Source organism: Streptomyces olivochromogenes (assembly GCF_001514115.1).
GTDB classification, from domain to species: Bacteria; Actinomycetota; Actinomycetes; order Streptomycetales; family Streptomycetaceae; genus Streptomyces; species Streptomyces olivochromogenes.
This window is the reverse complement of the sequence record NZ_KQ948494.1, coordinates 25,241-38,364: the sequence shown is the minus strand read 5'-3', so window position 1 is coordinate 38,364 and position 13,124 is coordinate 25,241. Positions and strand designations below refer to the sequence as shown.

Genomic DNA, 13,124 nt, shown 5'->3' with positions numbered 1-13,124 from the left:
GGTTCGGTCACGCGGCTTGGAGGGCCGGTGTGGTCATGACGGTCTCGAATTCGATGGGGGTCAGCCGGCCAAGCGAGGCTTGTCTGCGGCGCCGGTGGTAGGTCTTCTCGATCCAGGTCACGATCGCGATCCGGAGTTCCTGATGGGTGGCCCACGCCCGACGGTCGAGGACGTTCTTCTGCAGCAGGCTGAAGAAGGACTCCATGGCTGCGTTGTCGCCTGCCGCCCCGACCCTCCCTATCGAGCCGACGATCCGGTGCCGATCGAGCGCCCGGACGAACTTTCGTGACCGGAACTGGGCGAGTTCAACCGGTCGTTGCAACACCGGGCTGTTGCAGCGAGCGTAGCTGTTCTTCGAAGACCTCGGCCGGCGTCCGCCAACCCAGGACTTTGCGGGTCCGGTTGTTGATCGCCATGGCGACGGCTTCGAGGTCCGTGGACGACCAGCGGGAGAGATCGGTGCCCTCTCGACGACCTCGTGCTGCTGGTGGAGGTCAAGTCCATGATGCCGACCGAGAATGCCCGGCTGGGCCTGGAAGAGGGAGTGGCAGAGACCGACGGCAAACTGGCTCGCGCCTACCGACAGGTCAACACCACCTCGGCCCAGATCGACGAGCGCAACCCGGCATTCGCCCGCATTCCGGCCGACCGGCCGCGCCAGGCGCTGATCGTCACCCTTGAGCCGTTCCCCATCGCCAACGCCAACCTGCCCCACGTGGACCTGCCCGTCCCCGATATTCCGACCACGGTCGTCGGTGCCCACGAGATCGAACGCCTGGTGACCCTGACCGACATCACGCCCAGCTCACTGCTCCTGGAACGAGCGGCAGACCCTCAGCGCTCCACCTGGGCTCTCAACGAATGCCTCACCGGACACGAAGGAGGCCGCAACCCGGTCCTTGATCAGGGATGGGCGTCCTACCCCTGGGCGACAGCCCGGCTGCCATCCGTCCCGGAGCGGTTCAAAGGCGATGAGCCCGAATACAACGGAGCCGTCAGCACGAGTACCAATCCATCCTGACGAGCCGCACGACGAAGCCCCGACCGACGGGGCTTCGTCATGCTGGACGCCCCTATAACGGGGGGTCGGTAGAGACTGTCCTGACCAGGTTGAAGACCTCGCGGGCGGCATATCGCTTGAGGCATCGGATGATCTCACGACGGGTTTTGCCCTCCTGGGTGCGGCGTTCGTAGTACGCCTGGGTGCGCGGGTCGTGGCGCAGCCGGGTGAACACGATGCGGTGCAGAGCGGCATTCGCCTGCCGGTCGCCGCCACGGTTGAGGCGACGCGAGTTCTGCCGGCCCGAGGAGTACTCGATGGGACTGACCCCGCACAAGGCTGCGAAGGACCGTTCAGTGCCCAGCCGCTCTGGGTTGTCGCCCATGGTGATCAGGAGCGTGACAGCGGAGTCCGGGCGATACCCACCGGCACGAGCAGCTGCGGGGCATGGCGTTCAACGAGCCCAGTCAGTCGCTGATTCAGCTCATCGATCTGCCCGGTGAGCTGCTCGATGCGCTGAGCCAGCAGGCCCAGGGTGATGTGGGTGGCCTGGGCCACGGCGTCCTCGTCGTCCCCGTTGGGCAGGCTGAAGGTCAGAGCGCACATCACCAACTACCGGTCCGTCGAGGACTCCGACATATTCGACGTCGAGAGGGACGTCACCTGCCTCGTCGGCCAGAACGAGTCGGGCAAAACGACCCTTCTCCAGGCGCTCTTCCGGGTCAACCCCGTGGAGCCCACCACCTTCGACGAGGCGGTCGACTTCCCCGCCCGCAAGATCCGCGACCGCAAGCAGCTCCGGCCGGCAAGAAGATCCCCGTGGTCCAGGCGACCTTGCGCCAGGAAATCAACTCCGACATGACGGCCTCCTCGGACACCACAATGTCGAGGTCGATGATCGGTTTGGCGGCGCACCCGGGCGCCGCCGTACTGCCGACATGCTCGATGGACACAGCCAGATCCGCGACGTGAGGTGCCAATCGCCGCCGCAGTTCCTCGAACCGCTCGGACCATCGGGGGGCGTAGTCACTACCACGATCATGCCGGTCATGTCGGCAGTCTCGCAGGATCGCCGGGACCCTCGCATCCGGCGGAGATCCCTGGCTATCGCGTACCGAGCCGTAACGTCTGGCAGGGCGACGGCCCGTCCGGTTGTTCCGAGCGACGGATGGAAGGACGCCCGTTCCCGCAGTCATCGCGGCGGGAACAGGTATGCCGCGTTCAGGCATGTGGCAGTAGCCGTTCGATGCCGGTCTTCAGTGACGGTTCGCCTGCCCGGGGCGGGTTCGCACCGGCGACCGAACAGGTCAGGGCTGCGACGCGGGCGGCGAAGGCGCAGGCTTCGGTGACGTCTTGGAGGCTCAGCCGGTCGAGCCGCCCGCCCAGGTGGCCAAGTGCGGCGAGTCGGTGCAGCAGGCCCGCGGTGAAGGAGTCGCCGGCGCCGACGGTGTCGACGACGTTGACGGCCGGAGCCGGGACGGTGACGCGAAGGCCGTCGAGGGAAGCGAGCGCGCCGCGTGAGCCGAGGGTGATGACGACGAGGCGTGCGCCGGCGGCGTGCCAGGTGTCGCAAGCCTCTTCAGGGCTGGCGCCAGGGAGGAGCAGGGCGAGGTCGTCCTCGCTGAGGCGGAGGATGTCGGCGAGGGCACACCAGCGTGGGAGCCGTTCGCGGTAGGCGGAGGGCGGTACGAGCAGGGGTCGGACGTTGGGGTCGATGGACACGGTGACGCGCTCGTGTGCCTTGGCGAGGTGGTCCTCGATGCGGCTGCCGCCGGGTTGACGTATCAGTGCCAGGGAGCCGGTGTGCAGGCAGACGGTGCCGTCGTGTTGGGTGGCGGAGAGTTCGTCGGCGGTCCACTGCCAGTCGGCGGTGTTGTCGGCGTGGAAGGTGTAGGTGGCCTGGCCGGTCTCGTCGAGGGTGGCGACGGCGAGGGTGCTGGGCTCGGGGGCGGTCACGCTGCCGCTCAGGTCGACGCCGGAGTCGCTGAGGCGGCTGCGGAAGAGCGTGCCGAAGACGTCATGGGAGAGCCGCCCGAGGAAGCGCGTGGGAGTACCGAGCCGGGCAAGGGCGACGGCGGTGTTGGCGGGGCCGCCACCGGGCAGGGCGCGCAGGGCGAGTTCGCTCGGGCCGGACAGGGCGGGGTCGGTGAAGGCGTCGGCGACGCACTCACCGAGGACGGTGACACCGCTGGGGGACTCGAGTCGAGCCAGGGGACGGTCTGCCTCTCTGGGAAAGCGCGCGGGGCTGCCGCGGTCCGCGCATGGGCTTTGGTGGCCGGTGCCAGGCGGCCCGGGCGTACGTACGGGCGAAGGGACACCGCACGGTGGCCTGATGCAGCCCATGCCTAGGTATTGACATGCGGTGCGAAACGCCCGTAACTTCCTGGCAATCTACTACTAACGCGCGTTATTAAAGCGCGAAACTAGAGGCCATCTCGCGCCTCCTGTGGCTTACAGGACACGAGAAGTAGCCACGGGCGAGACACGCCGTGTGGTCATGAGCGAGGGTGCGGTTGCCTCGCTGGCCACGGTCTCCTACGTCTCCAGAAAGGAACACCGAGCATGGAGCATCACCATCTGGGCGGCAGCGGCATGCTGGTCAGCGCCATCGCCTACGGGAACTGGGTCACCCATGGCTCGCAGGTCGACCAGGACGCGGCCACGGCCTGTGTACGCGCCGCTCTCGACGCCGGCATCACCACCTTCGACACCGCCGACGTGTACGCGGAGACCCGGGCGGAGGAGGCACTGGGCGCCGCTCTCAAGGGCGTGCGCCGTGAGGGTGTCGAGATCTGCACCAAGGTCTACTTCCCGACCGGCCCGGGCAGGAACGACCGCGGCCTGTCCCGCAAGCACATCATGGAGTCGATCAACGGCTCGCTGCGCCGCCTGGGCACGGACTGCGTGGACCTCTACCAGGCTCACCGCTACGACTACGCCACTCCACTCGAGGAGACGATGGAGGCCCTGGCCGATGTCGTCCACGCGGGCAAGGCGCACTACATCGGCGTCTCGGAGTGGAAGCCGCAAGAGATCAGGGCCGCGGCGCAGCTGGCCCGGGAGCTGAAGATCCGTCTGGTGTCCAACCAGCCGCAGTACTCCCTGCTGTGGCGTGTGATCGAGCCGGAGATCGTCCCCGTCTGCCAGGAGCTGGGCATCGGCCAGATCGTGTGGTCCCCGCTCGCCCAGGGCGTACTGACCGGCAAGTACAAGCCGGGAGCGCAACCGCCGTCCGGGTCCCGTGGCACCGACACGAACGGTGGCAGCGACGCGGTGGCCGGATGGCTGCGCGACGAGGTCCTCGCCCGGGTCCAGGAACTGGTTCCGCTCGCTGCCGAAGCAGGCATGTCGCTGGCGACCCTGAGCCTGGCGTGGGTGCTGCGCAACACGAATGTCTCCGCGGCCATCGTCGGAGCATCCCGCCCCGAGCAGATCGCTGAGAACGCCAAGGCGGCGGACGTCACGCTGGACGACGCGTTGGTCAAGCGCGTCGACAAGATCCTCGATCCCGTCATCGAGCGCGACCCCGAGCGCATCGACGTGTTCGCCAAGCGACCCTGAGTCGCATCCCTCGGCGCGCTCGCCGGTGAGTCACAGCCATGCCGTGACCTTGGCCGTCTCGCGCGATGTCGCTGGCACCGAGGAGGCGTCTGGTTCCATCCCTCTTCGTTACCGGCGTGTATTGACATGCCGCATAAGGCGGCCGTAACTTCCCAGCAATGCTGAAGTAACGCGCGTTATTAAAGCGCGAAACCGGAGGAGCCACAGCGCACCTCCACCGACCGAAGGGGACTGAAAGTGGCCACGAACAAGACACAGCGCGTGACCATGAGCGATGTGGCTCGCCGCGCGGGTGTCTCGCGGACCACGGTCTCCTTCGTCCTCAACGACAAGCCCGGCGCCGCCATCCCTGACGAGACCCGTCGGCGGATCCTGGAGGCGATCGACGAGCTCGGCTACCGGCCCAACGCCGGGGCGCGGGCGCTGGCCGCCAACCGCAGCGGCTGGTTCGGTCTGATCACCGAGATCGTGACCGGCCCCTTCGCCGCGGAGGTGATCACGGGCGCGCAGAGCCGCGCCTGGGGTGACCGGAGGTTCCTGCTGATCGCCGCGAGCGAGGGCGATCCCGCTCAGGAGGCCGCCGCGCTCGACCAGATGCTGGAGCACCGCGTGGAAGGGCTGCTGTACGCCACGACCTGGCACCGGGCCGTCAGCCTGCCGAAGGCCGCCCGCGAGGTGCCGACAGTGCTCGTGAACTGCTACGACGCGGCAGGAGAGCTGCCGTGCATCCTGCCCGACGAGGTGTCCGGCGGATACAAGGCGACCCGCAGGCTCCTGGACGCCGGTCACACCCGCATCGGGTTCATCAACCTCGACCCGGCGATCCCGGCCGCCATCGGCAGGCGCGAGGGCTACGAACGTGCCCTGCGCGAGGCCGGGATCACCCCCGACCCCTCCCTCGTCATCCCCGGCTGGGCCACCGCCGACGGCGCCTACACCGCCGCCTGCGAACTGCTGGACCGCCCGGCCGCCGACCGGCCGACCGCTCTGTTCTGCGGCAACGACCGGATGGCGATGGGCGCGTACGACGCGATCAAGGAACGTGGGTTGCGCATCCCGCACGACGTGGCCGTGGTGGGGTTCGACAACCAGGAACTCATCGCCGCCTATCTGCGGCCGAAGCTGACGACGCTCGCCCTGCCCTTCGAAGCCATGGGCACCAAGGGCGTCGACATGCTCGCCGCTCTCGCAGCGGGGCAGCCGCTCGACACCCACCGGGTGACGATCGACTGCCCGCTGCTCGAACGCTCGTCGGTCTGACTGCGAATCAGTCCGCCGAGTAATCCCATCCCGTCTTCGTCCTGTGTGTTGAAGAGAGGAAAAGAGTCTCCATTATGGCACCCTCCATCGCCCCGCGGCGGCTTCGGCCCGCCCTGAGAGCGGTCACCGCGACCGCCGCCGCAGCCCTGGTCCTGTCCGCCTGTACGGGTGGCTCGGGCGCCGCCGGCGCCGGTGACACCTCCGGCAACCAGCTGCTCACCATCCCGCGCGAGGACCTGGCGACGTTCACGCGCAACTTCAACCCGCTCTCCCCGCAGGCCGCCCCCATGACCCTCCAGGCGGTCTACGAGCCGCTGGCGGTGCACAGCATGGCGGATGCCAAGGACACGCCGTGGCTGGCCACCAAGTGGGAGCAGGCCAAGGACGGCAAGTCCCTCACCTTCACGCTGCGCGACGGCGTCAAGTGGTCGGACGGCAGGCCGCTCACCGCCGACGACGTCGTCTACACCTTCGAGCTCCAGAAGAAGGTGCTGGGCGGCTTCGACTACCTCGACAAGGTCACCGCGGTCGACGCCCACACGGTGAAGTTCTCCTTCAACAAGGCGTTCTCGACCGCCTTCTACGAGATCAGCGGCCACTACATCCTGCCGAAGCACATCTGGTCCAAGGTGAAGGACCCGGCGAAGTTCACCAACCCGAACCCGGTCGGCACCGGCCCGTACACCAAGATCGAGAAGTTCCAGAGCCAGTCGTACGAGCTGCGCAAGAACCCCGACTACTGGCAGCCGGACAAGCAGCAGATCGCCGGCATCCAGATGCTCGCCTTCTCCGGCAACGACAGCGCCAACATCGCCTTCACCAACGGCGAGGTGGACTGGACGCAGTCGTTCATCCCGGACATCGAGAAGTCCTTCGTCGCCAAGGACAAGAAGCACAACCACTACTGGTTCCCGGCCACCGGCGCCATGATCAACTGGCAGCTGAACACCACCAAGGCGCCGTTCAACGACCCGGCCGTGCGCAAGGCGCTCAGCATGGCCGTCGACCGCGACCAGATCACCAAGGTCGCGATGAACGGCTACGCCGAACCCGCCGACTGCACGGGCCTGGCCCACACCTACGACAAGTGGCGTGACACGTCGCTGGCCGCCTCCTGTACCTGGACGAAGTACGACACCGACGCGGCAGCCAAGGCCCTCGACACGGCCGGCTACAAGGAGAGCGGCGGCAAGCGGAAGCTGAAGAACGGCAAGAACTTCACCCTCGACATCTCCGTCGGCTCCGCCTCCTCCGACTGGATCTCCGTCGCCAACATCATCAAGCAGGACCTGGCGAAGGTCGGCATCACCGCCACCGTGAAGACGCCCGACTGGTCGGCGGTCTCGTCCTCGTACAACACCGGCACCTTCGACACCGGCATCGTGTGGAGCAACAACGGCGCCACCCCGTACGAGTACTACCGCGGCGTGATGTCGACCAAAATGGTGCAGCCGGTCGGCAAGCAGGCCACGGAGAACTACCACCGCTTCGGCGACAAGAAGGCCGACAAGCTCATCGACGCCTTCGCCGCCGCCACGGACGAGAAGACGCAGCGCGAGCAGACGAACGGCCTGCAGGAGCTGTACAACAAGGACGCGCCCGTCGTCCCGCTGTTCACCGGCCCCGAGTGGGGCGCGTACACGGACGCCCGCTTCACCGGCTGGCCCACCGAAGAGAACCCGTACGCCACCCTCGGCAACCGCAACGGCAGCACGATCCTCGTGCTCACCTCGCTGAAGCCCGTCAAGAGCTGACGCACGGATCGGCGGCCGTCCTCCTCCCCGGACGGCCGCTCCCCACCGCCCCCCCCTCCTCCTCCCCCCTACGACAGGAGCACGACCCGTGCGTCTCATCCTGCGCAACCTGGGGTTCTATCTGCTCGCCTTCTGGGCCTCCCTCACCCTGAACTTCGTGCTCCCGCGCTTCATGCCGGGCGACCCGGTCTCCCGGATGTTCGCGCAGGCCCAGGGCACGATGCAGCCCGACCAGATAGCCCAGCTGCGGAATCTCTTCGGCCTCGACCACCGCCCCCTGTGGGAGCAGTACCTCAGCTACATCAAGAGCGTCTTCACCGGCGACCTCGGCATCTCCATCACCCGCTTCCCCACCCCGGTCACCGACGTGATCGGCTCGCAGATCGGCTGGACCCTGCTCCTCGGTGGCGTCGCGCTCGTCATCGCGGCCGTGCTCGGCAACCTGCTCGGCATCGTCGCCGCCTGGCGGCGCGGCGGCGTCCTCGACTCCGCCTTCCCGCCCCTGCTGATCTTCGTCGGCTCGTTCCCCTACTTCTGGCTGGCCATGGGCGCGCTGTACCTGTTCGGGGTGAGCCTCGGCTGGTTCCCCATGCGGCACGCCTACGACGTCGGACTGACCCCCGGCTTCAACGGCGAATTCCTCTCCAACGTCGCCACCCACCTGGTGCTGCCCGCCCTGACCATCGTGCTGGTCTCCATCGGCGGCTGGATGCTCGGCATGCGCAACACCATGATCGCCACTGCGGCCGAGGACTACATCACCATGGCCGAGGCGAAGGGGCTCAGCCCCTCGCGGATCATGTTCCGCTACGCCGCCCGCAACGCGCTGCTGCCCTCCGTCACCAACTTCGGCATGGCGCTCGGCTTCGTCGTCGGCGGCGCGCTGCTCACCGAGGTCGTGTTCGCCTACCCCGGCATCGGCTACCAGCTGCTGATGGCCGTCCAGGGCCTGGACTACCCGCTGATGCAGGGCATCTTCCTGACGATCACGGCGGCGGTGCTGATCGCGAACTTCCTCGTCGACCTCGTCTACGTCCGCCTCGACCCGCGCGTCCGCGTCCGCTGAAGGGGGCTGCCGACATGACCGCCATCGAGATCGCGACGGCCACCACGCCGACCACCCCCGCACGCACCTCCCGCCGACGCGGACTGGTGCGCCAGCTCATCGACAGCAAGAAGGCGTTGACCGGTCTGATCCTGCTCGCCGTCTTCGCGCTGCTGGCCCTGCTCGCACCCGTCCTCGCACCGGGCGACCCGTCGCTCATCAACTCCACGGGCAGCCAGGCCCCCTCGGCCGCACACTGGCTCGGTACGACCGCCAAGGGTCAGGACGTGCTCGCCCTCACCCTGTGGGGTGCGCGCAGTTCGCTCTTCGTCGGGTTCACCGTGGGGCTCGTGGCGACGGGCGTCGCCATCGTCGTCGGCCTCGCCGCCGCGTACTTCGGCCGCATCGTGGACGACGCGCTGACCCTGGTCACCAACGTCTTCCTGCTGCTGCCTGGCCTGCCGCTGCTCATCATCCTGGCCGCGTTCCTGCCGCCCGGGACCTCCACCGTGATCCTGGTGCTCGTCGTCACCGGCTGGGCGGGCTCGGCCCGGGTCCTGCGGGCGCAGGCCAAGTCGATCCGGGGCAAGGACTTCGTCGCCGCGGCCGTCGTCACCGGGGAGCGCCCGCTGCGGATCATGTTCCTCGAGATCCTGCCCAACATGGCGTCCGTGGTGATGACCACGCTGCTCGGCTGCGTGATCTTCGGCATTGGCGCCCAGGCCGGCCTGGAGTTCCTCGGCCTCGGCGACAGCAGCGTCGTCAGCTGGGGCACCAACCTGTACTGGGCCAGCAACGACGGCGCGCTGATGACCGGCACGTGGTGGGCCTTCGTCCCCTCCGGACTGTGCATCGCGCTCGTCGCCTTCGCGCTCGCCCTGGTCAACTACGCGGTCGACGAGATCACCAACCCCAGGCTGCGCAACCGCCGTGCCCGCCGTGAGAGGAGGGGCTGAGCCATGGAACCCGTACTTGAGGTGAGCGGCCTGCGCGTCGAATACCGCAGCGACGGACGCACCGTCGTGGGCGCCGACGACGTCTCCTTCTCCATCGGCGCCGGAGAGGTCTTCGGCCTCGCCGGGGAGTCCGGCTGCGGCAAATCGACCATCGCCAACGCCGTGATGCGGCTACTGAAGCCCCCGGCGGAGATCACCGCCGGCAGCATCCGCTTCCAGGGCAGGGACGTCCTCGCCCTGGACCCACGGGAGCTGCGCGCCTTCCGGTGGCAGGAGATCGCCATGGTCTTCCAGTCGGCGATGAACTCCCTCAACCCCGTCCTGACCATCGGCGAGCAGATCGTCGACATCTTCACCACCCACGAGAAGCTGAAGAAGCGGCTCGCGCGGGAGCGGGCCGGCGAGCTGCTTCAGCTGGTCGGCATCGACCCGGGAAGGCTGAAGGCGTACCCGCACCAGCTCTCCGGCGGCATGCGCCAGCGCGTGGTCATCGCCATGGCCGTCGCACTCCACCCCCGGCTGCTGATCATGGACGAGCCGACCACCGCGCTCGACGTGGTCGTGCAGCAGGAGATCATGGCGCAGATCCGCGACCTCCAGCGGGAGCTGGGCTTCTCCATCCTCTTCATCACCCACGACATGTCCCTGATGATCGAGCTGTCGGACCGCATGGGCGTGATGTACGGCGGACGGATCGTCGAACTCGCCGACGCCATGGACCTGTTCGCGGGGCCGCTCCACCCCTACACCGAAGCGCTGATGAACGCCTTCCCGCCGCTGACAGGCCCGCGCCAAGAGCTCACCGGCCTCTTCGACGCCCCGCGCACCGCCGACAGCTGCGGCTTCCACGTCCGCTGTCCCGAGGACCGCTCGGACTGCTCCATGAACATCCCCGACCTGCGCGAGATCGCCCCCGGCCGGTGGGTGGCCCAGAGTGCCCAGGGAGCCCCGCGATGACCCAGCCCCTGCTGTCCGTACGCGGTCTGACCAAGGACTTCCAGGTCGGCACCGTCTTCTCCCGGCGCCGCGTCCGTGCCGTCAACGACGTGTCCTTCGACCTGCCGGCCGGCCGGATCACCGCCCTGGTCGGCGAGTCCGGCAGCGGCAAGTCCACCATCGCCCGCTGCCTCGCCCGCCTCGAACAGCCCTCCGCCGGACAGGTACTGCTCGACGGCCAGGACATCCTGCGCACCGAGCCGCGCCGGGCATCACGGGCGTACCGCCGCAAGGTCCAGATGGTCTTCCAGGACCCCTTCGGCTCACTCAACCCCGTCCACCGCATCGAGCACTTCCTCACCCGGGCCCTCGTCCTGCACGGCCACGCCGCCACACCAGAGGCGCTGCGCGAGCTGATAAAAACGGTCGGCCTGACCGAGGACATGCTCCAGTCCTACCCGCACGAACTCTCCGGCGGCCAGCGTCAGCGCGTCTCCATCGCTCGCGCCTTGGCGGTGGACCCGCGCCTCATCCTGGCCGACGAACCGACGTCGATGCTGGACGTCTCCGTGCGCGTCGGCGTGCTCAACCTGATGCGGCGCCTGCGCGACGAACGGAACATCGCCATGCTCTACATCACCCACGATCTGGGCTCCGCCCGCTACCTCGCGGACACCACCATGGTCATGTTCGCCGGCGAACTCGTCGAGGGCGGAGACGCGTTGGCGGTGATGGACGCCCCCGCCCACCCCTACACCCGCCTACTGCTGTCCGCCGTACCCGACCCCGAACGGGCCGGCAGCTACGACCCCGTCGAGCACGCCAGGCTCCGCGAGGCGATCCTCAACCCCACGTCCTGTCCCTACGGCGACGACGGCGCGTGCAGCCGCACCGAGCCCGTCCGCCACATCGTCGGCGAGAACGACGGGCAGCCCCACTGGGTGCGCTGCCACCTGCGCGCACCCGCCTCCGACATCGCCCGCCGCGTCCTGAAGGCCACCGACCGGCCGGACGGCGAGGCCACCGACGACACCGAGAAAGCGGAGACCACCGCCGCATGACCCACGACCTCACCCTCCCCTCCGGCAGCCACACCGCCGAGGGGCTGGCCGAACGCGCCCTGCGCGACCCCCACCGCCCCCGCTTCCACTTCACCTCGCCCGGCGGCTGGCTCAACGACCCCAACGGGCTGAGTCACTGGAACGGCGTCTACCACCTCTTCTACCAGTACAACCCGCTCGCTGCCGCCCACCACCGCATCCACTGGGGCCACGCCACCAGTACCGACCTCGTGCACTGGGCCGATGAGCCAGTCGCCCTGGTGCCAGGCTCGGACGGCCCGGACCGCGATGGCTGTTGGTCCGGTGTCCTGGTGGACGACGGGGGAGTGCCGACGCTCGTCTACTCGGGCAGGCACGGAGACCACGAACTCCCCTGCGTGGCCAGGGGATCGGCCGACCTGCGGTACTGGACCAAAGACCAGGCCAACCCGGTCATCACCGCCCCGCCCGAGGGCGTCGACATCACGGCCTTCCGCGACCACTGCGTCTGGCGGGAGGGCCAGGTGTGGCGCCAGCTGGTGGGCTCGGGCATCCGGGGCGTCGGCGGAACGGCCTTCCTGTACGAATCCGACGACCTGCGCAGCTGGCGCTACGTCAGCCCCCTGCTGACCGGCGACGCCTCGCAGAACCAGGGCGAGCTCGACTGGACCGGCACGATGTGGGAGTGCGTCGACCTCTTCCGGCTCGGCGAGGACGAGGAGGCCGGCAGCACCGACGTGCTGGTCTTCTCCGCCTGGGACGAGGGCACCACCCACCACCCCCTGTACTGGACCGGCCGCTACCAGGGCGACACCTTCAACCCGACCGCCCTCCACCGCCTCGACTACGGCGGACGCTACTTCTACGCCCCCCAGTCCACTCGCGACGAGCACGGCCGCCGCATCATGTTCGGCTGGCTCCAGGAGGGACGGACGGACGAAGCGAACGCGCAGGCCGGCTGGTGCGGCGTGATGTCCCTGCCGAGGGTCGTCACGCTCGCCACGGACGGCGCCCTGCATCAGGCCCCGGCGCCGGAGCTGACCGAGCTGCGGCGGGAGCGCGTAGAGGTGGCTCCGGGCCGGCAGGCCGACCGGTACACCCGGCTGCCCGCCGTGCGCGGGGACCAGCTGGACATCGAGACGACCCTGCGTCTCGCTCCCGGAGCGACCGCCCGGCTCGTGGTCCGCGAGACACCGGACGGCGCGGAACGCACGGTCGTGGAGGTGAGCAGGGCGCAGGACGGAACGGGCGGCACCCTCCGCCTGCGCCGCGAGACCAGCAGCCTCGACCCGACGGTCGACACCGAACCCCGCTACGGCGAACTGCCGTTGGGCACTAACGGGCGGGTCGACCTGCGCGTCCTCGTCGACCACTCCGCACTGGAGGTCTTCGCCAACGGGCGTGCCCTCACCGCCCGCATCTACCCCACCCGGGCCAACGAGGCCGTGGGCGTCGGCATCGGTGCCGACGGCGACGTGGCCCTGGAGCGGTTCGACGCCTGGCAGATGGCGTCGGCCTTCACCGACAGACCCCGGCCGCTGTGGCCGTGACGGTCTTACACACGGCCACGGC

At 68.7% G+C, this 13,124-nt stretch carries 13 protein-coding genes and 3 pseudogenes; 10 read left to right on the top strand and 6 right to left on the bottom strand.

Going from position 1 to position 13,124, the window contains the following annotated elements; all coding sequences use genetic code 11:
* Nucleotides 1–7 precede the first annotated feature (7 nt).
* Together AQJ27_RS49630 and AQJ27_RS55340 are read right to left on the bottom strand one after the other, a co-directional pair.
* Nucleotides 8–301: pseudogene (locus tag AQJ27_RS49630) on the bottom strand (integrase core domain-containing protein); the annotation flags it as partial.
* Nucleotides 302–305: 4 nt separating this feature from the next.
* A pseudogene (locus tag AQJ27_RS55340) lies at nucleotides 306–467 on the bottom strand (IS30 family transposase); the annotation flags it as partial.
* 11 nt (nucleotides 468–478) lie between these two features.
* Between AQJ27_RS55340 and AQJ27_RS49625 the strand changes: the two are divergent.
* Nucleotides 479–1,021 carry a hypothetical protein gene (locus tag AQJ27_RS49625; protein WP_067385387.1) on the top strand — a complete coding sequence of 181 codons (543 nt, stop codon included), beginning with the start codon at nucleotides 479–481 and terminating at the stop codon, nucleotides 1,019–1,021.
* 52 nt (nucleotides 1,022–1,073) lie between these two features.
* On the opposite strand, the gene AQJ27_RS49620 is transcribed toward AQJ27_RS49625, so the two are convergent.
* Nucleotides 1,074–1,385, bottom strand: a complete 312-nt coding sequence (locus AQJ27_RS49620; protein ID WP_235614009.1) for a transposase — start codon at nucleotides 1,383–1,385, stop codon at nucleotides 1,074–1,076.
* A 5-nt stretch (nucleotides 1,386–1,390) separates the two neighbouring features.
* Nucleotides 1,391–1,558 carry a hypothetical protein gene (locus AQJ27_RS59955; RefSeq protein WP_235614010.1) on the bottom strand — a complete coding sequence of 56 codons (168 nt, stop codon included), beginning with the start codon at nucleotides 1,556–1,558 and terminating at the stop codon, nucleotides 1,391–1,393.
* Between AQJ27_RS59955 and AQJ27_RS59950 the strand changes: the two genes are divergently transcribed.
* Nucleotides 1,545–1,862, top strand: a complete 318-nt coding sequence (locus AQJ27_RS59950; protein WP_235614011.1) for an AAA family ATPase — start codon at nucleotides 1,545–1,547, stop codon at nucleotides 1,860–1,862. The genes AQJ27_RS59955 and AQJ27_RS59950 overlap by 14 nt on opposite strands.
* A 46-nt stretch (nucleotides 1,863–1,908) precedes the next feature.
* Here AQJ27_RS59950 and AQJ27_RS59945 read toward each other — a convergent pair.
* Together AQJ27_RS59945 and AQJ27_RS49610 are read right to left on the bottom strand one after the other, a co-directional pair.
* Nucleotides 1,909–2,196 (bottom strand): annotated as a pseudogene (locus AQJ27_RS59945) (GrpB family protein); the annotation flags it as partial.
* Between the two features lie 25 nt (nucleotides 2,197–2,221).
* The gene (locus AQJ27_RS49610; protein ID WP_201264521.1) at nucleotides 2,222–3,343 is read right to left on the bottom strand and encodes a carbohydrate kinase family protein; all 1,122 of its coding nucleotides are present in this window, start codon (nucleotides 3,341–3,343) and stop codon (nucleotides 2,222–2,224) included.
* Between the two features lie 219 nt (nucleotides 3,344–3,562).
* Between AQJ27_RS49610 and AQJ27_RS49605 the strand changes: the two genes are divergently transcribed.
* The 8 genes from AQJ27_RS49605 (at nucleotide 3,563) to AQJ27_RS49570 (ending at nucleotide 13,102) form a co-directional block, all read left to right on the top strand.
* Nucleotides 3,563–4,561 carry an aldo/keto reductase family protein gene (locus AQJ27_RS49605; protein ID WP_067385383.1) on the top strand — a complete coding sequence of 333 codons (999 nt, stop codon included), beginning with the start codon at nucleotides 3,563–3,565 and terminating at the stop codon, nucleotides 4,559–4,561.
* Between the two features lie 237 nt (nucleotides 4,562–4,798).
* Nucleotides 4,799–5,821, top strand: a complete 1,023-nt coding sequence (locus AQJ27_RS49600) for a LacI family DNA-binding transcriptional regulator (RefSeq protein ID WP_079065913.1) — start codon at nucleotides 4,799–4,801, stop codon at nucleotides 5,819–5,821.
* A gap of 74 nt (nucleotides 5,822–5,895) precedes the next feature.
* Nucleotides 5,896–7,575: an ABC transporter substrate-binding protein gene (locus AQJ27_RS49595; protein WP_067385381.1), complete on the top strand. Its 1,680-nt coding sequence runs from the start codon at nucleotides 5,896–5,898 to the stop codon at nucleotides 7,573–7,575.
* 88 nt (nucleotides 7,576–7,663) lie between these two features.
* A complete protein-coding gene (locus AQJ27_RS49590) occupies nucleotides 7,664–8,641 on the top strand; it encodes an ABC transporter permease (protein WP_067385379.1) in 978 nt (325 codons plus the stop codon).
* 14 nt (nucleotides 8,642–8,655) lie between these two features.
* Nucleotides 8,656–9,576, top strand: coding sequence for an ABC transporter permease (locus AQJ27_RS49585; RefSeq protein ID WP_067385377.1), 921 nt, complete (start codon nucleotides 8,656–8,658; stop codon nucleotides 9,574–9,576).
* 3 nt (nucleotides 9,577–9,579) lie between these two features.
* Entirely contained in the window at nucleotides 9,580–10,533 is a 954-nt protein-coding gene (locus AQJ27_RS49580) for an ABC transporter ATP-binding protein (protein ID WP_067385375.1), read from the top strand.
* Nucleotides 10,530–11,573 carry an ATP-binding cassette domain-containing protein gene (locus AQJ27_RS49575; RefSeq protein ID WP_067385372.1) on the top strand — a complete coding sequence of 348 codons (1,044 nt, stop codon included), beginning with the start codon at nucleotides 10,530–10,532 and terminating at the stop codon, nucleotides 11,571–11,573. Before AQJ27_RS49580 ends, AQJ27_RS49575 begins: the two co-directional genes overlap by 4 nt.
* Nucleotides 11,570–13,102, top strand: a complete 1,533-nt coding sequence (locus tag AQJ27_RS49570; protein WP_067385370.1) for a glycoside hydrolase family 32 protein — start codon at nucleotides 11,570–11,572, stop codon at nucleotides 13,100–13,102. The genes AQJ27_RS49575 and AQJ27_RS49570 overlap by 4 nt, the downstream gene beginning before the upstream one ends.
* The last annotated feature ends 22 nt before the right edge of the window (nucleotides 13,103–13,124 follow it).

Excerpts from the sequence above, each read along its gene's own strand:
- AQJ27_RS49620 (WP_235614009.1), bottom strand. The coding sequence starts at position 1,385 with ATGGGCGACAACCCAGAGCGGCTGGGCACTGAACGGTCCTTCGCAGCC.
- AQJ27_RS49610 (WP_201264521.1), bottom strand. The coding sequence starts at position 3,343 with ATGGGCTGCATCAGGCCACCGTGCGGTGTCCCTTCGCCCGTACGTACG.
- AQJ27_RS49605 (WP_067385383.1), top strand. The coding sequence starts at position 3,563 with ATGGAGCATCACCATCTGGGCGGCAGCGGCATGCTGGTCAGCGCCATC.
- AQJ27_RS49595 (WP_067385381.1), top strand. The coding sequence starts at position 5,896 with ATGGCACCCTCCATCGCCCCGCGGCGGCTTCGGCCCGCCCTGAGAGCG.
- AQJ27_RS49585 (WP_067385377.1), top strand. The coding sequence starts at position 8,656 with ATGACCGCCATCGAGATCGCGACGGCCACCACGCCGACCACCCCCGCA.
- AQJ27_RS49580 (WP_067385375.1), top strand. The coding sequence starts at position 9,580 with ATGGAACCCGTACTTGAGGTGAGCGGCCTGCGCGTCGAATACCGCAGC.
- AQJ27_RS49575 (WP_067385372.1), top strand. The coding sequence starts at position 10,530 with ATGACCCAGCCCCTGCTGTCCGTACGCGGTCTGACCAAGGACTTCCAG.
- AQJ27_RS49570 (WP_067385370.1), top strand. The coding sequence starts at position 11,570 with ATGACCCACGACCTCACCCTCCCCTCCGGCAGCCACACCGCCGAGGGG.